Annotated in this window: 16 protein-coding genes; 8 read left to right on the top strand and 8 right to left on the bottom strand. The window is 70.2% G+C overall.

The window, feature by feature from the left end; all coding sequences use genetic code 11:
- Window positions 1-75: 75 nt before the first annotated feature.
- The 4 genes from ACTJJP_RS14295 to ACTJJP_RS14280 form a co-directional block, all read right to left on the bottom strand.
- Window positions 76-1422 (bottom strand): ABC transporter substrate-binding protein, encoded by a 1347-nt coding sequence (locus ACTJJP_RS14295; protein WP_440775645.1) that lies wholly within the window; start codon window positions 1420-1422, stop codon window positions 76-78.
- A gap of 91 nt (window positions 1423-1513) precedes the next feature.
- Window positions 1514-2413, bottom strand: a complete 900-nt coding sequence (locus tag ACTJJP_RS14290; protein WP_440775644.1) for a carbohydrate ABC transporter permease — start codon at window positions 2411-2413, stop codon at window positions 1514-1516.
- On the bottom strand, window positions 2410-3354 hold the full coding sequence (locus ACTJJP_RS14285) for a carbohydrate ABC transporter permease (RefSeq protein WP_440775643.1): 945 nt from the start codon (window positions 3352-3354) through the stop codon (window positions 2410-2412). Before ACTJJP_RS14285 ends, ACTJJP_RS14290 begins: the two co-directional genes overlap by 4 nt.
- Window positions 3354-5447, bottom strand: coding sequence for a beta-galactosidase (locus tag ACTJJP_RS14280; RefSeq protein WP_440775642.1), 2094 nt, complete (start codon window positions 5445-5447; stop codon window positions 3354-3356). Before ACTJJP_RS14280 ends, ACTJJP_RS14285 begins: the two co-directional genes overlap by 1 nt.
- A gap of 165 nt (window positions 5448-5612) precedes the next feature.
- On the opposite strand from ACTJJP_RS14280, the gene ACTJJP_RS14275 reads away from it, so the two are divergent.
- Window positions 5613-6647, top strand: a complete 1035-nt coding sequence (locus tag ACTJJP_RS14275; protein ID WP_440775641.1) for a LacI family DNA-binding transcriptional regulator — start codon at window positions 5613-5615, stop codon at window positions 6645-6647.
- A gap of 19 nt (window positions 6648-6666) precedes the next feature.
- Here ACTJJP_RS14275 and ACTJJP_RS14270 read toward each other — a convergent pair whose 3' ends face one another.
- The 3 genes from ACTJJP_RS14270 to ACTJJP_RS14260 all read right to left on the bottom strand — a co-directional run bounded on the left by ACTJJP_RS14270 (window position 6667) and on the right by ACTJJP_RS14260 (window position 10692).
- Window positions 6667-8247, bottom strand: a complete 1581-nt coding sequence (locus tag ACTJJP_RS14270) for an AMP-binding protein (RefSeq protein ID WP_440775640.1) — start codon at window positions 8245-8247, stop codon at window positions 6667-6669.
- A 253-nt stretch (window positions 8248-8500) separates the two neighbouring features.
- A complete protein-coding gene (gene chrA, locus ACTJJP_RS14265; RefSeq protein ID WP_440775639.1) occupies window positions 8501-9694 on the bottom strand; it encodes a chromate efflux transporter in 1194 nt (397 codons plus the stop codon).
- Window positions 9695-9735: 41 nt separating this feature from the next.
- Window positions 9736-10692 carry a Gfo/Idh/MocA family protein gene (locus ACTJJP_RS14260; protein WP_440775638.1) on the bottom strand — a complete coding sequence of 319 codons (957 nt, stop codon included), beginning with the start codon at window positions 10690-10692 and terminating at the stop codon, window positions 9736-9738.
- A gap of 103 nt (window positions 10693-10795) precedes the next feature.
- Between ACTJJP_RS14260 and ACTJJP_RS14255 the strand changes: the two genes are divergently transcribed.
- The 7 genes from ACTJJP_RS14255 (at window position 10796) to ACTJJP_RS14225 (ending at window position 18705) form a co-directional block, all read left to right on the top strand.
- Window positions 10796-11947, top strand: coding sequence for a polysaccharide deacetylase family protein (locus ACTJJP_RS14255; RefSeq protein WP_440775637.1), 1152 nt, complete (start codon window positions 10796-10798; stop codon window positions 11945-11947).
- Window positions 11948-12104: 157 nt separating this feature from the next.
- On the top strand, window positions 12105-13232 hold the full coding sequence (locus ACTJJP_RS14250) for a glycosyltransferase (RefSeq protein WP_440775636.1): 1128 nt from the start codon (window positions 12105-12107) through the stop codon (window positions 13230-13232).
- 68 nt (window positions 13233-13300) lie between these two features.
- Window positions 13301-13558, top strand: a complete 258-nt coding sequence (locus tag ACTJJP_RS14245; protein WP_440775635.1) for a glutaredoxin family protein — start codon at window positions 13301-13303, stop codon at window positions 13556-13558.
- Between the two features lie 10 nt (window positions 13559-13568).
- Entirely contained in the window at window positions 13569-14507 is a 939-nt protein-coding gene (locus tag ACTJJP_RS14240; protein WP_440775634.1) for an amidohydrolase family protein, read from the top strand.
- 37 nt (window positions 14508-14544) lie between these two features.
- Window positions 14545-15783: a kynureninase gene (locus ACTJJP_RS14235; protein WP_440775709.1), complete on the top strand. Its 1239-nt coding sequence runs from the start codon at window positions 14545-14547 to the stop codon at window positions 15781-15783.
- Window positions 15784-16091: 308 nt separating this feature from the next.
- A complete protein-coding gene (locus tag ACTJJP_RS14230) occupies window positions 16092-17840 on the top strand; it encodes a cation:proton antiporter (RefSeq protein WP_440775633.1) in 1749 nt (582 codons plus the stop codon).
- A gap of 388 nt (window positions 17841-18228) precedes the next feature.
- On the top strand, window positions 18229-18705 hold the full coding sequence (locus ACTJJP_RS14225) for a dehydrogenase (RefSeq protein WP_183418663.1): 477 nt from the start codon (window positions 18229-18231) through the stop codon (window positions 18703-18705).
- A 27-nt stretch (window positions 18706-18732) separates the two neighbouring features.
- On the opposite strand, the gene ACTJJP_RS14220 is transcribed toward ACTJJP_RS14225, so the two are convergent.
- Entirely contained in the window at window positions 18733-21120 is a 2388-nt protein-coding gene (locus ACTJJP_RS14220) for an ATP-binding cassette domain-containing protein (protein ID WP_440775632.1), read from the bottom strand.
- Window positions 21121-21305: the final 185 nt, after the last annotated feature.

Below are 21305 nucleotides of genomic sequence, written 5' to 3'. Positions count from 1 at the left end.
TCTCACTTCGCTTCGTTGGGATGGGAGAAGACCGCGGGCCCCGCCGGAGGGGATGCTCCGGCGGGGCCGCGGGTGTCACTTGTTGACGTCGAAGCCCTGGCTCTCGCCATAGCTGATGAGGTTCTCCTGCCACGCCTGCAGACCGGCGTTCAGGTCGGAGCGGTTGGCGTACGCCTGGCCCACCGTGTCGGGGAAGACGCTGTTGGCGTACACCTGGTACGGCAGGTACTCCCAGCCCGGCACGACGTTCTTCGACGCCTCGACGAGCACCTGGTTGATCTGCTGTCCGCCGAAGTACTCCGGCGCCTCCTCGAGGAACGCGGGGTCCTCGAGCTGGGCGGCGGTGGAGGGGAACCCGCCGGTTCCGAGGAACACGTCGATGCTGGCGTCGGAGTTGTTCAGCCACTTCAGGAAGGCCGCCGCGAGGGCCGGGTTCTTCGACTGCTTGATCACCGACTGCGCGCTTCCGCCGTTCTCCGCCGTGACGGGGGACCCGTCGTAGCTGGGCAGCGGGGCGACGCGCCAGTCGCCGAGGCCGTCGGGGACGGACGATTCGAGGATGCCGGGCATCCACGCACCGGTGATGATCGTCGAGATCGTGCCGTCGCCCAGGGCGCGGAACCAGTCGTCGCTCCACGTCGGGATGTCGGCGAGCAGACCCGGCTCCAGGAGCTGGTTCCACGTGTCGGCCCACTTCTTCGTCCCGGCGTCCTGCAGGTCGATCGTGACCGAGCTGCCGTCGGTCTTGTAGGGCTGTCCACCGGCCTGCCAGATGAGGGGCTGCGCGAAGCCGGGGTCGCCGGCGTCGTTGGTGATGAACTTCGACGGGTCGGCGGCGGTGAGCTTCTGCGCACCGGCGATGTACTCGTCCCACGTCGTCGGCACCGACAGCCCGAACTGATCGAAGACCGCCTTGTTGTAGAGCATGACCATGGGACCGGAGTCCTGCGGGAGGCCGTAGATGCCGCCGTTGAGATTGACCGCGCCCCAGGTGGATGCCGTGTAGTCGCTCTCGAGGTCGCCGAACCCGTACGAGCCGAGGTCGAGCAGGCCGTCCGACAGGGCGAACTGCTGCAGCGCGTAGTACTCGATCTGCGCGACGTCGGGTGCACCGCTGCCGGCGGAGATCGCGTTCTGCAGCTTCGTGTACTCATCGGTCGCGGTGCCGGCGTTGACGACCGTGACCTTGACGTTCGGGTACTCCTTCATGAAGGCCTCGGCCTGGGCCTCGCCCGACGGCGTCCACGTCCAGTAGGTGAGCTCGCCGCCGGCCTCCAGGGCGGCGTCGAGGTCGGAGGCCGACCCGGGCTGGTCGCCGCCGTCGCCGTTGGCGCCGCACGCGGTCAGCGAGACCGCCGCGAGACCGGCGACGACGAGGGTCGCAGCGATGCGCCCGGTCGAGCGCTGTATTGCGTTGAACATGTGAGTTCGTTCCTTCCACTTCTTCGTGCAGGGGGCGGGTGTCCCCCCGGGATCGAGAGATCGGGTTATCGATCGTCGCGCGGTGCTCTCGTCACTGCTTGACGCTCCCAGCGCTCAGGCCGGACTGCCAGAAGCGCTGTAAGAAAAGGAAGATCACGACGATCGGCACGATCGTGATCAGCGACCCGGTGATGACCAGGTTGTAGATGGGCTGGGCCGAAACGCCCGAGGCCTGCGCGCTCCACTGGTTGAGACCCACGGTGAGGGGATACCACGCCGGATCGCTCAGCATGATGAGCGGCAGGAAGTAGTTGTTCCAGGTCGCCACGATGGCGAACAACGCCACCGTCACGATGCCGGGGGTCAGCAGCCGGATCGAGATCGTGAAGAACGTGCGCATCTCGCCGGCTCCGTCCAGGCGGGCGGCCTCCAGCAGCTCGGTGGGTACCGAGTCGATCGCGTAGACCCAGATGAGGTAGAGCCCGAACGGTGTGATCAGGGACGGGATGATGATCGCCCAGGGCGTGTTCGTCAGGCCCATCTGGCTGAACAAGAGGAAGGTCGGCACCGCCAGCGCCGTGCCCGGCACGGCGACGGCGCCGAGGACCGTGGCGAAGTACGCGCGCTTGCCCGGAAAGGCGTACTTGGCGAGCCCGTAGCCGGCCAGGGTCGCCAACAGCGTGGCCCCGCCCGCGCCGACCACCACGTACAGCAGCGTGTTGCCGAGCCAGCGCACGAAGATCCCGTCGCGGTAGGTGAAGGTGGCGACGATGTTGTCCCATAGCGCGAAGCTGTTGCCGAATCCGAGCCCGAACGTGCTGAACAGGTCGGCCTGCGTCTTGCTCGCGTTGATGACGAGCCACGCCAGCGGGATGAGCGCATAGACGAGGAACAGGATCATGACGATCGTGAGGGCGACCGACTTCTTCGGCTGCATCACCGAGGTGCGCCGACGGGCTTGCGGGTTGACGGTGCGCAGTGCCGTGGTCATGCGCGGTCCTCCTTACGGGTTCCGCGCAGCTGCACGACGTACGCGATCGCGGCGGTGATGACGCCCATGATGATCGCGACGGTCGCGGCGTAGTTGTACTGCTGACCGGCGAACGACAGGTTGTAGGCGTACATGTTGGGCGTGAAGTAGGTCGAGATGACGTTCTCGGCCAACGGCTTGAGCACGTTGGGCTCGTTGAAGAGCTGGAAACTCCCGATGATCGAGAAGATCGTGGCGATCACGATCGCCCCGCGCGCGGCGGGTAGCTTGATCGCCCGGATGACCTGCCAGCCGCGGGCCCCGTCGATCTCGGCCGCCTCGTACAGGTCTGCGGGAATGGTCTTCAGCGCCGAGTAGAAGATGAGCATGTTGTAGCCCACGAACTCCCACGTGACGATGTTGCCGATAGAGGCGAGGATCCACGTACCCGCGAAGGGCTGCAGCACGTCCGCGCCCAGCAGGTCGTTGATGTTGGCGGTCAGACCGAAGTTGTCGCCGTACATGAAGCCCCAGATGAGCACCGCGACGACGGCGGGCACCGCGTACGGGAGGAACACCACGATGCGGAAGAAGCCGGAGGCATAGAGGCGGGCGCTGTCGATCGCGAGGGCGGCGACCATCGCCAGCACGAGCATGATCGGCACCTGGATCAGCAGGAACAGCACGACCCGCAGGAAACCGTCCCAGAACTGCGGATCGCTCAGCGCCGTGGCGTAGTTCTCGAGCCCGACGAAACTGTTCCCCCCGATCAGGCGGTTCTGGAACAGGCTCAGGTACAGCGCGTACCCCAGCGGAGCGATGAACACGAGGATGAAGACCACCGCGAACGGGCCGGTGAACTGCCAGCCCCTCCAGTCCCGCTTGGCTCGGCGCGCCGCGGACGTCGCCGTGCCACCGGTGGGCGACGCGCGCCGACGCGACGGAGTGTCGATGACGGCCATCAGGCGCCCTCTTCCTCGGTCTGTGCGAACACGCGGACATCCCACGCGGTGAGTGCGAGCTCCGCGCCCGCGGAGACCCGCTCCCCCGATACCGCGTCGAGGACGTCGGCCGGCATCGACCATGCGGCCGCATCCCCGCTCCAGTTGAAGACGAACCAGTACCTCCGGCCGGAACCGGCGACCCCCGATGAGATCGTGACCGCCTCCGGAACCGCCCCGAACGGCGTCCGGACGGGTGCGAGCAGGCGACGTGCGAGGTCGGCGGCGAGCGCCGGGTCGGGCACCGTGCCGACGACCGTGATGCGTCCGCTCCCCCACACCGACTCCGTGACGGCCGCGAAGTCGCCGAAACGAGGGTGGTGGTACCGCGCGACGACCTCGGCCGTGTCGGGGCGCAGGCCGTCGACCCAGAGGCGACCCGAGGCCGAGGCCCCGGCCGCGGCCCCCTCGAGAGAGACCGGGAGGGCCGTCTCGAGGTTCGAGAACTCCTCGTAGCTGACGCCCGCCGCGTCGGCGAGTCCGGGCGGGGCGACCTGGACGCGCGCCCGGGCTTCGTGGTCGGCGTAGGCGGTGCGCGGGCCGAGCACGAGGTGCCCGCCGAGGCGCGCATAGTCGCGCAGCACGTCGATCTGCGCGTCGGTGAGCACGTAGGCGCCGGCGGCCACGAGGACCGGGAAGCGCGCGACGAGCTCGGCCGCACCGAGCGCGGCCGCCTGCTCGACGTGGAGGATGCGCGATTGGCCGCCGGCGTCCAGGATGCCGCGGTGGAACGCGTCGACGATGTGCTCGTACGACTCGTCGTCGGCGCGTCCGTCGAGCGAGAACGGCGGCATGAACTGCATCGCGTAGCGGCTGGGAGTCGACCAGAGCACGGCGACATCCGCGTCGGGGACGAACCCGTCGAGAGCGTCGCCGAGCGCGGCGAACTGGGCGCCGATCTCGGCCACCTCGCGGTACACGCGGCCGGGGACGAGGCTGTGCGGGAGCACGCCGCCCCAGTACGTCTCGGCGCCGTACGGGAGGGTGTGCCAGTGCCAGTACTCGATCATCGCGGCGCCGCGGGACACGAAGGCCAGCGCCGCTTGGCGCAGCTGGCCGGGGTAGGGCGGGTGGTTGCTCTCGGCGGCGTCGATGGCCTGCGCGTTGGTCTCGGTGATCAGGTAGCGCCCCTGCTTCGACGAGTACAGGCGATCGGCCTGACGGAACAGCCCGGCGACGCCGGTCGTGGTCCAGTAGTTCAGCTGGCTGAGCTCCTTGCCGTGGGCCAGGCGGTCCTGCATCCCGTAATAGGGGTTGCCGGAGGTGATGTCGAGGTTCTCGAAGACCGTGCGATCGTCGACGCCCCGACGCGGGTACTGCAAGCACGTCGTGACGAACTGGTCGTCGCGGGCGTACTCGCGCACGATGTCGGCCTGCCAGGAGATGAAGTCCGTGGTGATGAGGGCCTGGAAGCGCCGCCACGCGAGGTCGTACTGAGGGAACGTGTTGCCGTCCGGGCGCCACAACTCGCTCCAGTCGGCGATGCGGTGCGACCAATAGGTCAGGCCCCACTCCCGGTTGAGCGTGTCGACGTCGCCGTAGCGCTCCTTCAGCCACCGGACGAACTTCGTGAACACGCCGTGGTTGTGGAGCAGTTCGAGGCCGGGTTCGTTGTCGACCTGATAGCCGATGACGGCGGGGTGCGCGGCGTAACGCGCGACGATGCGCCGGATGACGCGCTCGGCGTAGTACCGGAAGGCGGGGTGCGAGTAGTCGACCTCCTGGCGGGCTCCCCACGCGATCTTCTCGCCGGTGCGGCGCTCGCCCGCGATCTCGGGGTGCGCGGTCTGCAGCCACGGCGGTACCGCGTAGGTGGGCGTCCCGAGGATGACCTTGATACCGCGCTCGTGCGCCGCGTCGAGGACCCGCTCCAACCACTCCAGGTCGAAGACGCCCTCGCGGGGTTCCCACGTCGACCACACCGACTCGCCGACGCGGATGACCGTGATGTCGGCGTCGGCCATGAGATCGAGGTCGAGGTTCACCCGCTCGCTCTGGTGGTACTCGGGGTAGTAGGCGACTCCGAAGAGGATCTGCCGCGGGGGTGCGGGCATCGCTGCGGGCATCCTTCGACCTCCATGTCAGGCCGGCGTAGCAACTGTTCTCGATAACAGAACCGGCGTCGAAGTAATTGTTATCGGTAAAAGTTGTGTTTGGCAAGTGCGGTGGTTCGGGTGCAGACTCGTCGTCAACCGCAAGGCTCGGAGAGGAGGCCATCGATGACGATCCACGTCGCCGACAGCCCCCCCGCAGCCGATCTCGCCCCGCGCAAGCCCGCCACGATCTACGACATCGCTCGCGAAGCGGGGGTCTCGCACCAGTCGGTGAGCCGTTACATGCGCGGTATCGACCAGCGCTCGGCCACCCGCGCCAAGATCGAGCGAGCCCTCGAAACGCTCGAGTACAAGCCGAACCTCACCGCCCGCTCCCTGGTGACCGGGCGCTCGCACCGCCTCGGCGCCCTCACGCACGAGATCGACCAGGTCGGGCCGAGCCAGGTGCTGCAGGGCGCGAGCGCGGCCGCGCGCGACGCCGGGTATCTCCTCGACATCGTCGCCCTCGACATGAGCGACACCGGCGAGATCACCCGCGCCCTCGAGATCCTTCTGCAGCACGACCTCGCGGGCGTCGTCGCCTTGGCCTCCACCGACGAGATGCGCAGCGCGATCGCCGGACTGGCCGTCGACGTCCCCGTCCTGCTGTTCTCGGAACAGGACGAAGACGCCGGGCCCGGTCAGCTCAACGGCATCCCGCTCGCCATGGAGCACCTGATCGCCCTCGGACACCGCGACGTGGCACACATCTCCGGCCCCCTGACGTGGTCGGCTGCCAGAAACCGACGACTCGCCTACGAGCGCCTCGTGGCGGAGCGAGGTCTGGTGTCGACGGGAGACGTCGAGGGAGACTGGTCGGCCGAGTCCGGGCACCGCGCCACACGGGAGCTGCTCGCGCTCGGGCGGCCCACGGCCATCGTGGCCGCGAACGATCAGATGGCCCTGGGGGCCTTGCTCGCCCTGTCGGAGGCGGGTTTCGACGTGCCGGGCGACGTCAGCGTCACGGGCCTCGACGACACCCCCGAATCGGCGTTCTTCTCGCCGCCCCTGACCACCGTGCGGGTGGACTTCCGCGCCGAGGGCCGCGACGCGGTGAACGCGCTGCTGCGCAGCGTCCACGCACCCGAGGTCATCGACAGCACACCCGAGCCGCTGACACTGGTCGTCCGGCGCTCGACCGGACCGGCGCGCCGCCTCTAACCGGAGCCGACCTCGGCGGTCACCGTTCGCGCGCCCGCAGGTCCTTCCGCAGGATCTTGCCCGAGGTGGACTTCGGGATGACGTCGATGAACTCCACTTGACGCACCTTCTTGTGCGGGGCGACCTGCTCGGCCACGAACGCCATCACGTCGTCGGAGGTCAGGCCGGCATCCGGCGCCGCCACGACGAACGCCTTGGGGACCTCCTCGCCGTCGTCTCTGCGCACCCCGATGACCGCGGCATCCTGGATCTTCGGATGCGACAGCAGCAGGGCCTCGAGCTCGGCGGGCGCGATCTGGTAGCCGTGGTACTTGATCAGCTCCTTCAGCCGATCGACGATCGTGAAGTAGCCGTCGACATGGTGCACGCCGATGTCGCCGGTGTGCAGGAACCCGTCGGCATCGAGGGTCTCGGCCGTGGCGTCGGGCCGGTTCAGATAGCCCAGCATGACGTTGGGTCCGCGCACCCAGATCTCCCCCGGCGCCGTCAGACCGTCGTCGCCGTGGTCCTCGAGCTCGGCGCCGGTCTCGGGGTCGACGAGTCTGGCCTCGCAGTTGGGGATGAGCACGCCGACCGAGCTCACCGGCATCCCTCCCTCCGCCGGGATGGCGTGCGACACCGGGCTCAGCTCGCTCATGCCGTAGCCCTGGAAGAAGCGGGCGCCGATGCGCCGCCCCGCGGTCTCGGCCGTCTCGCCGTCGAGCGGGGCCGCGCCCGAGAACACGCTGTGCACACTCGAGAGGTCGAACTGCTCGACGGCGGGGTGCTTGGCGAGGGCGACGGCGATGGGCGGGGCGATGAAGAGGAACGTGCAGCGGTGGTCCTGGATGACGCGGAGGAACTCCATCAGGTCGAACCGCGGCATCGTGACGAGGGTCGCGCGCTGACGTAGGGCCAGATTCAACAGCACCGTCATGCCGTAGATGTGGAAGAACGGCAGCGCCGCGAGCACGCGGTCGTCGGTTCCGATCTCGATCACCGGGCGGCACTGGTGCACGTTGGCGACGAGGTTGCGGTGCGAGAGCATCACGCCCTTGGGCACGCCCGTGGTGCCCGACGAGTAGGGCAGCACGGCGACGTGCGTGGCCGGGTCGAGGGAGACCTCGGGGGGTGTGCGCCCCTCGCTCAGCAGGGCGCGGAGGTCGGGGTGGCCCTCGACGCCGTCGAGCACGATCACCCGCTCGTCGGGGATGCCGACCGCCCGCGCCGCCTCGAGCGCCTGCGGCAGCAGCGGCGACACGGTCACGAGCCAGGTGGCCTCGGCATCGCGCAGCTGGTTCTCGATCTCGTGCGCGGTGTAGAGGGAGTTGATGGTGGTGATGGCCGCCCCGAGCCTCAGGATGCCGTGGAACACCGTCGCGAAGGCGGGGACGTTCGGGCAGAGCATGGCGACGACGGTGTCGGTGCCGACGCCGCGCGCGGCCAGCGCTCCCGCGAAGGCGTCGACCTGCGCGCGCAGCGCACGGTACGTGGTCTCGGCACCGCTGGCCGGGTCCACCAGCGCCACCCGATCGAGGTCGCCGTCGTCGAGTGAGCCGAACAGGTAGTCGTAGATGCTCTGGTCGGGGATCTCGACGGGCGGATGGGGGCTCTGGAACACGGTTCTCTCCCTCGAAAACACCGGCGGCGTCGCCGTGCGCTCATCCTGGCACCGCCGACACCCGGTGTCACGCACCGTGGAGACGAGTCTCAGGATGCCGCGGGTGCCGAGGTCGCGGCGTCAGGCGGTGCACAACGCAGGAAGAACGTCGGCGCCGCCTGACGCGGCCCTCGGAATTCCGCGGACGAGGCGGAGGTGGCGCCCACATCTCCTGCGTTGTGCACGCTGCGTCCCCTGCGCCGTGGGCGCCGGCTCACACCAGGCCCAGCACGATCCCGCCCGCGGCTCCGACGAGCACGACCGCCCACGCGGGAGTCCGGAACGCCGTCAGAAGGACGAAGCCCACCGCGGCGAGCACGAGCGACCCGGGTCCCGTGATCGCGGTCGTGAACACGGGGGTGTACAGCGCCGCGCCCAGGATGCCGACCACGGCCGCGTTCGCCCCGCGCATCGCCGCCCGCACGCGCGGTCGCGTGCGCACGGCATCCCAGAACGGAAGAGCGCCGACGAGCACGAGGAAGCCGGGGAGGAAGATCGCGCCGAGCGCGAGGGCGGCCCCGAGGATGCCACCGGGCCCGGCCCCCGAGACCGAGCCGAGGTACGCCGCGAAGGTGAACAGCGGCCCCGGCACGGCTTGGGCGGCGGCGTACCCGGTGAGGAAGGACTCGGGTGAGACCCAGCCCGTCTGCACCACGCCCGCCTGGAGCAACGGGACCACGACGTGTCCGCCACCGAACACGAGCGCACCCGCGCGGTAGAAGGCGTCGACGAGGGAGACGCTGCTCGATCCCGTGAGGGCGGCGAGCAGCGGCAGCACCACCAGCCCGCCGACGAAGAGCGCGAGGCACCCGACCGCCGCACTCTTCCGTACGCCGAACGACGGCGCCGGCACCGCGTCGGCCTCGTCGGTCCCGCGCAGCAGGACCACACCGGCCACCACACCGATCGCGAGGGCGGCGAGCTGACCCGGGGCGGCGGGAAGCAGCAGCGCCAGGGCGAGAGCGACCACCGCGATGCCCGCGCGCGGCGCGTCGGGGGTGAGGGAGCGTGCCATTCCCCACACGGCGTGCGCGACGATCGCCACGGCCACGATCTTCAATCCGGACAGGATGCCGTCGCCGACGACTCCGCCCAGCGCGGCCGCCCCGCCGGCGAAGGCGACGAGAAGGGCAGCCGAGGGCAGGGTGAAGGCCACGAAGGCGGCGAGTGCTCCCCGCACCCCCGCTCGTTGCAGCCCCATCGCGAAGCCGACCTGGCTCGAGGCCGGCCCCGGCAGGAACTGGCACAGGGCGACGAGGTCGGCGTAGGCGCGGTCGTCCATCCACTTCCGCCGCACGACGAGGTCGTCGCGGAAGTAGCCGAGGTGGGCGATCGGGCCGCCGAACGAGGTCACGCCCAGTCGGAGGAACGCGAGGAACACCTCGCCCACGCGCCCCGGTCTCTGCATTCGGGCATCCTCCCGTCGCGGGGGAAACAACGGGTGAACCCTCAGACCAGAGGGCGCTCGAGCAGACCGTCGACGATCCGCAGGGTCAGGGCGGTGAGGTCCTGGTCCGCGGCGATGTCGGCACCGGCCACGGCGTCGACGAATCGTCGCACCTCCCCGACCATCGGGTTGTCATCGGCCGGCACCGTGATCGTGCGAGCCGCACCGCCGCGCGGACTGAGCACGAGTCGCCGCGGCGCGTCGATCGCGTCGATGAGCAGCGAGGCGCCCTCACCCTGGATCTCGCTCGACAGGCTCGTGTCGGTGACCTTCGACCACGCGATGTCGGCCACGAAGCCCTCGTAGGCGGCCAGCGCGCTGCCGAGCCCGTCCGTTCCGGAACCGATCCCCACGCGCACGCCCTGCACGGCACGCGGCTCGCCGAAGAGACGCACGAGGGCGTGCAGCGGATAGACCCCCAGATCGCGCAGCGCGCTCCCTCCCAGGGCGGGGTCGAAGATGTTCGTCTGCCGACCGGCCAGCACCTCGTCGTACCGCGCCGACCGCTTCTCGTAGCGCAGCGAGACCCGCCGAACGGTTCCGAGTTCGGGCAGTGCGGCCCGGACGGCGGCCAGACCCGGGTCGTAGGCGGTGCGCATCGCCTCGAGCAGCACGACGCCGCGCCGGCGGGCGTGCGCGACCGCGGCATCCCACTCCCCCGCCGTCAGCACCGCGGGCTTCTCCACGAGCACCGGGATGCCGGCATCCACCGCCGAGGCGATCTGCTCGGCGTGCACGGAGTTGGGGCTGGCGAGGTACACGGCGTCGACGTCGGGCGCGGCGAGCAGGTCGTCGAGGCCGACGGCGACCCCCGGGGCTCCCACGCGGTCGGCGAACGATCGGGCGCGCCCCGCGTCGCGCGAGGCGATGCGCGACACCCCGATGCCCTCGACGACGGCCACCGCTTCCGCGAAGCGCTCGGAGATGGAACTGGTCCCGACGATGCCGATGCGGATCATCCCCTCATCCTGCCCTGTCACCTCGGCGTGTCGCGGACTGTCCCGGGGCTGCGTTTGCGGTCCCGATAGGATCGCGGCGACCCGCCCGCCGACCCGAGGCATCATGACCGTCACCCGAGCCGAGCACCGTCGCCGCACTTCTCGCCGCGTGCGCCTGCGCCGCACCGTCGCCGCCACCATCGCCATCGCGCTGATCGGCGGTGGCGTCACCGCCTTCGCCCTCACGCGCGGTCCGTCCACCGATCCCGTCGCCGAGACGGTGCCGTCGAGCGAGCCGACCTCCAGCCCGACCCCGACGCCCACTCCCCTGAGCCCGGCCGAGGCGTTGCTCGCGAGCGCGACGGATCCGAAGGCGTGTGCGGTGTCCTTCACCGGCGACGGCATCGCGCTCGGTCCGCAGCTGCAGTCCGAGGACGTGCGCTACAACGCGCTCCCCCTCCCCCGGGCCGACGGTCGCGTGTTCGCGGGGTGGTACGCCACCGCTGCCGACGCGAGCTCCCTGAACACCGCCGAGCGCGTGAACGGCGCGGATCTGGTCACCTGCACGGAGCGACAGCGCACCCTGTACGCCGGGTGGACGACACCTGAGGCGAACAGGGCGGAGGACACCGAGCTTCCGATCCTCATGTACCACCAGTTCACGCAGAAGCCCGAGGGCGAAGACAACTGGCTCCGCGGCAACTACGCCTACATCGGCGACTTCGACGCGCAGATGGCCCACATCCAGGACGGGAGGTTCTACCTCCCCACCTGGGACGAGGTCAGCGCCTTCATCGACGGCGCGCTCTACCTGCCGAAGCACTCGGTCGTGATCACGGATGACGACGCCGACAGCACCTGGCTCGAACTCGCGGCACCGATCGTCGACAGGAGGAATCTGTTGACCACCTCCTTCGTCATCACGTCCTCCCGCACCGAGCCCGCCCCGAACCGCTTCGTCATGCAGCGCTCGCACACGCACGACATGCATCGCGCCGGCGCCAACGGCAAAGGCCGCATGGTCAACGACGACGCCGACACGATCGCCGCCGACCTCGAGACGTCGGCCCGGATCCTCGGCGCCAAGGAGGTCATCGCCTACCCCTTCGGTCATTACGACGACACCGCGAAGGAGGGCGTCCGACGGGCGGGGTTCGACCTGGCCCGCGGAATCGAACCCGGGTACGTGCGGATCGGGACCGATAAGCTGGCCCTGCCCGTCGTCCGCATCGACTACGGCATGACCGTCGAAGACCTGCAGGCCAAGATCGGCTGATCTCGACCCCCGTCGACATCTGCGCCACCGCCGCGCATCCGACGCTGGGGCGGGCAACCGCTAGCTCACAGGTACGTCCGCCACAATCCTGTGAAGGCACGCGTCGGTCTCACTACGCTGTCTTCCCCTGACTCTTCCCACGAAAACGCGAGTACCCATGGATCTTTCCGTCATCGTTCCGACCTTCAACGAGGGTCCGAACGTCGCTGAGCTCGTGCGTCGCACGACGGATGCCATGGCGGGTCGAGTCGTCGAGGTGATCTTCGTCGACGACTCCACCGACGACACCCCCGACATCATCCGCGCGGTCGCGGCGACCGCGGACATCCCGGTGCGCCTCATCCACCGCGACGACCCGCAGGGCGGGCTCGGCGGTGCCGTGGTGGAGGGCATCAAGGCCGCCGCCTCCGATCGGTGCGTGGTGATGGACGGCGACCTTCAGCACCCGCCGGAGGTCATCGCCTCCCTCCTCGCCCGCGCCGAGCAGGGCGATGTCGACGTGGTCGTGGCATCCCGTTACGTCGCCGGGGGCACCTCCGACGGTCTCGCCAACGCCGTGCGCACCGCGGTGTCGCGCGCGTCGACGCTGCTGACCAAGTCGATGTTCCCCAAGAAGCTGCACAACTGCTCCGACCCGATGACCGGGTTCTTCCTCGTCGACCGCAGCGCCCTCGAGGTCGAGACGCTGCAGCCGCGGGGCTTCAAGATCCTGCTCGAGATCCTCGCCCGCAAGCAGATGCGCATCGCCGAGGTGCCGTTCTCGTTCGCTCCCCGCTTCGCGGGGGAGTCGAAGGCCTCGTTCAGCCAGGGAATGCGGTTCCTGCTGCAGCTGACGATGCTGCGCTTCGGCCGCATGTCGGCGTTCGCGCTCGTGGGCGGCCTCGGAGCCGTCGCCAACCTGGCCATCATGTGGGCGCTGCAGATGGTCGGGGTGCAGTACATCGTCGCCGCGGTGATCGCGAGCGTGGTGACGATCGTGGCGAACTTCCTCGCCCTCGAGTACCTGGTGTTCGCCGACATGCGCGCCGAGTCCGGGCTCATGCGCCACCGCTTCATCAAATCGTTCACCTTCAACGGCGTCGAGGCGATCATCCGCATCCCCGTCATCTGGGTGCTCGTCAGCCAGGCGCACATCCAGAGCGTCGTCGCGGCGGGGCTCACCCTCATCGCCGCGTTCGTGGTGCGCTTCGTCTTCCATGCCCTCGTCGTCTACGCCCCCAAGAAGAGCCGCATCGGCAAAGCCGCTCGCGCCATCGAACCCCTCGAAGACGAAGTCACGGCCTGAGCCCGCCCCGGTCCCGGCGCGTGCGCCCGACCGCGACGGGTGTCGGTGCACCGGCGTACGCTGGAGTCATGTCTTCCGACGCATCCATCCGTATGTTCGGCGCCGATTGGTGCCGCGATTGCATCCGCACCAAGAAGCATCTCGACGAGCTGGGGATCGACTACGAGTACGTCGACCTGGTGGCCGACCCCGCCGCGGCCGATGTCGCGAAAGAGATCTCGGGTCGCACCAGCATCCCCGTGGTCGTCTACCCCGACTCCAGCCACCACGTCGAGCCCTCCAATGCCGACGTCGAGGCCAAGCTCCGCGAGCTGTCGCTGATCTGATCGCGTCGGCGTGACCGTCTCCGCCGCCTGGCCCGTCCGGCGCGCACTCACCGGCGAACAGGGCACGGCCCTGCCGGCGTTCGTCGACCACCACGTGCACCTGCACCTCATCGATGCTTCGACGTTGGCCGCTCGCGGCGTCGCGGCGGTGGTTGACCTCGGCGGCGATCCCGTCGGCCTCGCTCGTCGTGCGCGCGGGCTCCCCCGCGTCTCGTACGCAGGAGCCTTCCTGACGGCACCCGGCGGGTACCCGCAGGGGCGGTCATGGGCCCCGGATGCCACGGTGCGCCTCGTCACCGATGCCTCGGGCCATCCGGGGGTCGCCGGCGGCGCACGAACCGCCGTCGACGCGCAGGCGGATGCCGGAGCCTCGGTCATCAAGGTGGCGCTGCACGCCGAGGCCGGACCCGTCGTGTCCGACGACGTCCTCGCGGCGATCGTGGGCGCGGCGGGAGAGCGGGGTCTGCCCGTCGTCGCGCACGCGCAGGGAGCCGGTCAGGTCGAGCGGGCGATCGAGGTGGGGGTCGCCGCCCTCGCGCACGCGCCCTTCGATGCTCCTCTCTCCCGCCGCACCCTCTCGCGCGCCGTCGCTGCGGGCCAGGCGTGGATCTCGACCATCGACATCCACCGGGGGGCCGCCCGCGAGCAAGCGGTCGCCAACCTGCGCGCCTTCGCCGCGCGCGGCGGGCGTGTGCTCTACGGAACCGACCTCGGCAACGGCGCCTTGCCGGTCGGACTGAACCGCCGCGAGCTGCGGGGCCTGCACGAGGCCGGTGTGCGCGGCGACGCGCTCGTCGCAACCCTCACCGATCCCTGGCCGCACGCCGAGGCGACGAGCGCGGTCTCCACTTTCCTGCCGGGTCCCCTACCCGCCGACCCCGACGACATGCCGACCTGGCTCAGCCACGGCACCGTCGTCGTCACCGAGGAGCTCACGCGTGTCGACTGACCCCACCCCCGACTTCGGATCCGTCGACGACCTCGAGGTGCCCCGCGTCTCGCTCGAGGCCGAAGCCTCCGCCCTCGACGCCGACGACCCCTTGGGCCACCATCGCGCGGCGTTCGTCGGCGCCGAGACGTCGCTGATCTACTTCGACGGCAATTCGCTCGGTCGGCCCCCGCGCGCCACCGCTGACCGCCTCGCCCGCTTCGTCACCGAGGAGTGGGGCGGCCGCCTCATCCGCGGCTGGGACGAGCAGTGGATGCAGCTGCCCTTCGCCATCGGCGACCGCATCGGAGCGCTCGCGCTCGGCGCGGCATCCGGTCAGTCCGTCATCGCCGACTCGACGACGGTGCTGCTCTACAAGCTGCTGCGGGCGGCCCTCGACGCGCAGATGAACCTCGACCCGCAGCGGGTGGAGATCGTCGTCGGCCGCGACGACTTCCCCACCGATCGCTACCTCGTCGAGGGCATCGCAGCGGAGCGCGGCGCCCGCGTGGTGTGGGTCGACGTCGACACCTCCCGCGGGGTGGATGCCGACCTGCTCCGCGCCGCGGTCGGCGAACGCACCGCCGTGGTGCTGCTGAGCCACGTGTCGTACCGCTCGGGGTACCTCGCCGACGGCGCCGGTCTCACGCGGATCGCGCACGATGCCGGGGCACTGGTGCTGTGGGACCTCTGCCACTCGGCCGGATCCGTACCGGTCGAGCTCGATGCGTGGGGCGCCGATCTCGCCGTCGGCTGCACCTACAAATACCTCAACGGCGGCCCCGGCTCGCCCGCTTTCGCGTATGTCGCCGCACGCCACCAGCAGACCCTCTCGCAGCCCGTGCAGGGGTGGATGGGAGCCGCCGACGTGTTCTCGATGGGACCGGTCTACCGTCCCGCCGACGGGATGCGGCGCTTCCTCTCCGGCACTCCGCCGGTGCTGGCGATGATCGCGATGCAGGACACCCTCGACCTGTTGGAGACGGCCGGAATCGAGGCGGTCCGGGCGAAATCCGTCGCGCTGACCGAGTTCGCGGTGCGGGTGGCCGACGAGATTCTGAGCCCCCTCGGCGTGCGGCTCGCCTCGCCCCGCGATTCCGGCGAACGCGGGGGCCATGTGACGCTGTCGCATCCCGCGATGCGGGCCGTGACCGCACGCCTGTGGACGGAGGATGTCATCCCCGACTATCGCGATCCGCACGGTTTGCGGATCGGGCTGTCACCGCTGTCGACGAGCTTCGCCGAGACGCTCGCGGGCCTGCGCGCGGTCGCCGACGCGGTGCGCGCCGAGAGCTGAGGCGGGGCGCGCGCGGGGCCATCGCGGCGGCGGACGGCCGGGGCACCGCCGTCCGGCCGGAGCCCGCGGCCCGCGCGAGCGTGAGGCCGGGGCGGGGCCATCGGGGCTGCGTGCGGCCGGGGCACCGCCGCCGGGCCGCGGCCCGCGGCCCGTGCGAGCGTGAGCGTGAGACCGGGGGGCACCATCGACGCGGCGTCCGGCTGCGGCCGTGTCGGCGGGCCACAGCTCGCCCGGTCGCGAAGACGCCGACTCGCCGAGCGCCCGAGATGCAGTGCGGAGCGGTCGCGCTCCCGGACTAGCCTCTGAGCATGATCGATCCCCTCCTCGTCGTCCTCGCCGGCGTCGTGGTGGTCGCCCTCGCCACGGTCATCGGGCCGCGCTTCAACGTCGCGGGACCCCTGGTCCTGCTCGCCGTGGGCGCCGCCGTGAGCCTGCTGCCGTTCGTCCCGCCGTTCGCCGTCAATCCCGAGATCATCCTCGTCGGTGTGCTGCCACCGCTGCTGTACTCCGCGGCCGTGCAGCTGCCGGCCATCGAGTTCCGGCGTGACTTCGCGCCGATCGCGGGACTTTCCGTGGTGCTGGTCGTCATCAGCTCGGTGTTGCTGGGTCTGTTCTTCTGGGCGGTCATCCCCGGGCTCGGGCTCGCCCTCTCGATCGCGCTCGGAGCGATCCTGAGCCCCACGGATGCCGTGGCCACCTCCATCGCCAAGCGGCTGGGCATCTCGCCCCGGGTCGTGACGATGCTCGAGGGCGAGAGTCTGCTCAACGACGCCACCGCGCTCGTGCTTCTTCGCACCGCGACGGCCGCCGTGGCATCCGGATTCGCGTTCGGCGACGCCGTCGCCGACTTCGCCTGGGCCGTCGCGCTCGCGCTCGCGCTGGGCGCCGTCGTCGGCTGGGTGAACCTGCGCGTGCGGGAGCGGCTTGCAAACCCTGCTGCCAACACGGCGCTCAGCTTCACGATCCCGTTCATCGCCTACCTGCCCACCGAACACCTCGGCGGATCGGGACTGGTCGCCGCGGTCGTCGCCGGGATCGTCACCGGCCAGGGGGCCGCGCGCCGTTTCACCCCGGAGCAGCGCATCAGCGACCGCCTGAACTGGCGCACGGTCGAACTCGTCCTCGAGGGCGGGGTGTTCCTCGTCTTCGGTCTCGAGCTGAAGGACATCGTCAGCGCGAACCTCAGCGAACACGAGGGCCTGTGGCACGGCACGTGGCTCGCGCTCAGCGCTCTCGGGATCGTGTTGATCGTGCGCGGGCTCTGGGTGGCGGGGCTGATCTGGGTGCAGGGACTCCGCGGGCGCCGCCACGCGCACAGTCAGGGTCGGATCGAAGGGGCCCAAGAGCGCCTCGACCGGTTCGAGGAGGCGTACCGCGAGACGCCGGAGCAGTTCGGCATCCGGGGTGCGGATCCCGCCCGGACGGAACGCCGGATCGGATGGATGCGAACCCGCATCGCCCGCACCATGGCCGATCTGGACTACTACCGCGACGCCCCGCTCGGCGCGCGCCACGGCACCGTCATCGTGTGGGCCGGCATGCGCGGGGTGGTGACCCTCGCCGCGGCCCAGACCCTACCGGTGATCACCCCGCAGCGCCCCCTGCTGATCTTCGTCGCCTTCCTCGTGGCGCTGTTCAGCCTCGTGCTGCAGGGGCTCACGCTTCCCGCCGTCGTTCGGTCGGTCGGCCTCGCCGGTGCGGGTGGCGAAGGACCGACGCGCGACGAGCAGCGCGCCCTCGACGCGGAGCTCCGCGAGGCCGCCCGCGACGCGCTCGACGCGGGGACGCTCCGACGGCGCGACGGCGCGACGTTCCCCCCGGAGCTCCTGGAGCGCGCCGGTGCTCGGATCATTCAGCCACCCGACGAGGACGTCTCGACCCGCGTCCGTGATTTCCTCGAACTGCGGCTCGCCTCGATCGAGGCGATGCGCCGGCGCCTGCACGACGCGGGACGTGACGGCCGCTACAGCACCGCGGCCCTGCGCCATGCCCTCGCCGAGCTCGACGCCGACCAGCTGAGCCTGGAACTGCGCATCGACGACGGCGAAGACGAGTAGCGCGGCGGTGGTCCGACGCCGATCGCGGTGGCAGCGACGGGTGGGAGCGGTGCGCGGCACGGTCGGCGTCGGCGTTGCCCGAGCGCTGGCGTTGGCGTTGGTGCGGCGTGACGGGGCGCGGAATGTGCACCGGGGCGTCCCATGTCCACCCCGATGCACATGACACGCCCGACACCGCCCCCGACCATCGCGGCGGTAATCGAAGGCGCAGCCGCGGCCGCGCACCCGACGGGGCGCGGAATGTGCACCGGGGCGTGCGGGGTGCACCCCCGTGCACAGGACACGCCCCGATACGGGGCCTGCCGACGGAAGGACGCGGACGTGACGGACGAATGAACGCGGAGGTCCGTTCGCGGGGGCGTGAGGCACAATGGAGGCGGAGGTCTCCATGAGCGATTCGATCCCGACGATGCCGTCATCCGTGGATGCCGCCGGGACCGGCACCGTGCCCCACGCGCACGCCGCGGCCGAGTGCCCGAAGTGCTTCACCGAGCTGCAGAGCGACCGCGACTGGTGGCGGGCGCGTCCCGCGGGTTCGCGACTGGTCGGCCTCGTCGTCTCGCGTCCGGACATGCCGACCGTCGTGCAGCAGCGCGACGACCTCACCCGGTTCGGGGTGCCGATCGAGGGATTCCGTCACCCCGCACCCGAGACGATGGAGGGCTGGGCGAACCGCCTCGACCGGTTCTTCGGCACGCTCACCCGCGGTGATGTGCTCGTGGTCGCGAGCGTGCACGCCCTCGGCGCGACGCGTGAAGACGAGACCCGCGCGATCGCCGACCTGCGGCGGCGCGGGGTGATGGTGAAGGTGCTGCCGCACGGCGATCGGCACCTGCACGACGCAACGCTCAGCACCCACGGCTGACCGTTCGCTCGGTGGCGACGCGGAGGATCAGGCGCCGACGTACCGGGCGAGGTGCTCGGCGGTGAGGGTGGACCGCGAGGCCACCAGATCGGCTGGTGTGCCCTCGAACACGATCGCGCCGCCGTCGTGCCCTGCCCCGGGCCCCAGATCGATGATCCAGTCGGCGTGCGCCATCACGGCTTGGTGGTGTTCGATGACGACGACGGTGTTGCCGGCATCCACCAACTGGTCGAGCAGACGCAGCAGCGTGTCGACGTCGGCGAGGTGCAGACCCGTCGTCGGCTCGTCGAGCACGTAGACCGCGCCCGTCTTGGCCATCGATATCGCGAGCTTGAGACGCTGGCGCTCTCCGCCCGAGAGGGTGTTGAGCGATTGCCCGAGCGTGAGATAGCCGAGACCGACGTCGCGCAACCGGCCGAGCACAGCCACGGCTGGTCCTTTGACGAGGAACTCTCCCGCCTCGGTGACCGACATGGCCAGCACCTCGGCGATGTTCTTGCCGTCGAGGGTGTACTCGAGCACATCGTCGGAGAAGCCGGTGCCCTCGCACAGCTCGCACACCGTCTCGACGGTGGACTGGAAACCCAGTTGGGTGACGATGACACCGAGGCCCTTGCACGCGGGGCAGGCTCCCTCGCTGTTCGCGCTGAAGAGCGCCGGCTTGACCCCGTTCGCTTTGGCGAACGCGGCCCGTACTGCGTCGAGGATGCCGGTGTAGGTGGCCGGACTGCTGCGACGTGAGCCTTTGATCGCCGTCTGATCGACGACCACCACGTCGTCGAAGGCGGGGAGGTTGCCGTGGATCAGCGACGACTTCCCCGAGCCCGCGACGCCGGTCACCACCGTCAGCACACCTCGCGGAACGTCGACGTCGACGTCGCGCAGGTTGTGCTGTGACGCGCCCCGGATGGGCATGGCCTCCGTCGCCTGGCGGACGGTGTTCTTCAGCTCCGCCCGGTGGTCCAGGAAACGCCCCGTCAACGTGTCGGATGCACGGAGCCCCGCGACGTCTCCCTCGAACTGCACTGCGCCGCCGTCGCGCCCGGCACGCGGACCGAGGTCGACCACGTGGTCGGCGATCTCGATCACCTCGGGCTTGTGCTCGACGACCAGGACGGTGTTGCCCTTGTCGCGCAGCTGCAGGAGCGTCTCGTTCATGCGCTGGATGTCGTGGGGATGCAGCCCCGCGGTCGGCTCGTCGAAGACATAGGTGATGTCGCTGAGGCTGGACCCGAGGTGTCGGATCATCTTGGTGCGCTGCGCCTCGCCGCCCGAGAGCGTGCCACTGGCCCGGTCGAGCGAGAGGTAGCCGAGTCCGATGTGCACGAAGGCATCGAGAGTGTCGCGCAGTCCCTGGATGAGCGGCGCGACCGTGGGGTCGTCGACGGTGCGCACCCAGGCGGCGAGGTCGGTGATCTGCATGGCCGCCGCATCCGCGATGTTGACGTCGCCGATGCGCGATGACCGCGCGCCCTCGTTGAGGCGAGTGCCCTCGCAGGCCGGGCAGGCGATGAAGGTGACCGCACGGTCGACGAAAGCGCGGACATGCGGCTGCAAGGCGTCGCGGTCTTTCTGCAGCATGCTCTTGGTGACCTTGGGGACGAGGCCCTCGTAGGTCATGTTGGTGTTCGCGATGCGCACCTTGGTCTGGTCTTTGTAGAGGAAGTCCTGGCGCTCCTGCGCGGTGAAGTCCTGCACCGGCTTGTCGGGGTCGAGGAAGCCGGCCTCGGCGTAGATGCGAACCATCCAGCCGTCGGCGGTGTAGCCCGGCACCAGGATCGCCCCGGCGTTGAGCGAGAGGGTCTTGTCGACCAGCTGATCGAGGTCGATGTCGCTGACCTGCCCGAGTCCCTCGCACTGCGGGCACATGCCACCGGTGATCTCGAAGGAACGGCGCTCCTTCTGACCCTTCTTCGCCCCCGTCGCGATCGTGACCGCGCCGGCGCCGGAGATGGAGGGCACATTGAATGAGAACGCCTGCGACGAGCCCACGTGCGGCCGACCGAGTCGGCTGAAGAGCACCCGCAGCATCGCGTGCACGTCGGTGGCGGTGCCCACCGTCGAGCGGGCGTTCGCCGCCATGCGCTCCTGGTCGACGCGGATCGTGGCGCTGAGGTTCTCGAGGGCATCGACGTCGGGCCGCGACAGCTCGCCCATGAACTGCTGCACGAATGTGGGATAGGTCTCGTTGATCAGCCGCTGCGACTCGGCGGCGATCGTGCCGAACACCAACGACGACTTGCCCGAGCCGCTCACGCCGGTGAAGACCGTCAGGCGCCGCTTCGGCACGTCGAGGTCGACGTTCTTGAGATTGTTCTCACGCGCGCCACGCACGCGGATGACGTCGTGGGCATCGGGGTCGGTCACGGGTGCCTCCTCGGGATCGTCACCCAGTGTGACGGAGACCTCCGACATCCGCGAGGCACAGCCTTGGGTCNCCCCTCGCCCGCCTCCTCTCCTCCGCACCCGCGCGCACAACGGCGGCGCCCCTCGCAGAGACGCCGCGAAACGCGCGGCGGCAACGGCGTGTCGGCCGCGCGACCCGCGGTCGTGCAGGCCACGGCATCCGGAGACGACGATGCCCCCGCGGACGAATCCGC

This window comes from Microbacterium sp. 22296, assembly GCF_052045385.1.
In the GTDB taxonomy this organism is placed as follows: domain Bacteria; phylum Actinomycetota; class Actinomycetes; order Actinomycetales; family Microbacteriaceae; genus Microbacterium.
The sequence above is the reverse complement of the archived record's forward strand: the minus strand, read 5'-3'. Positions and strand labels throughout refer to the sequence as shown.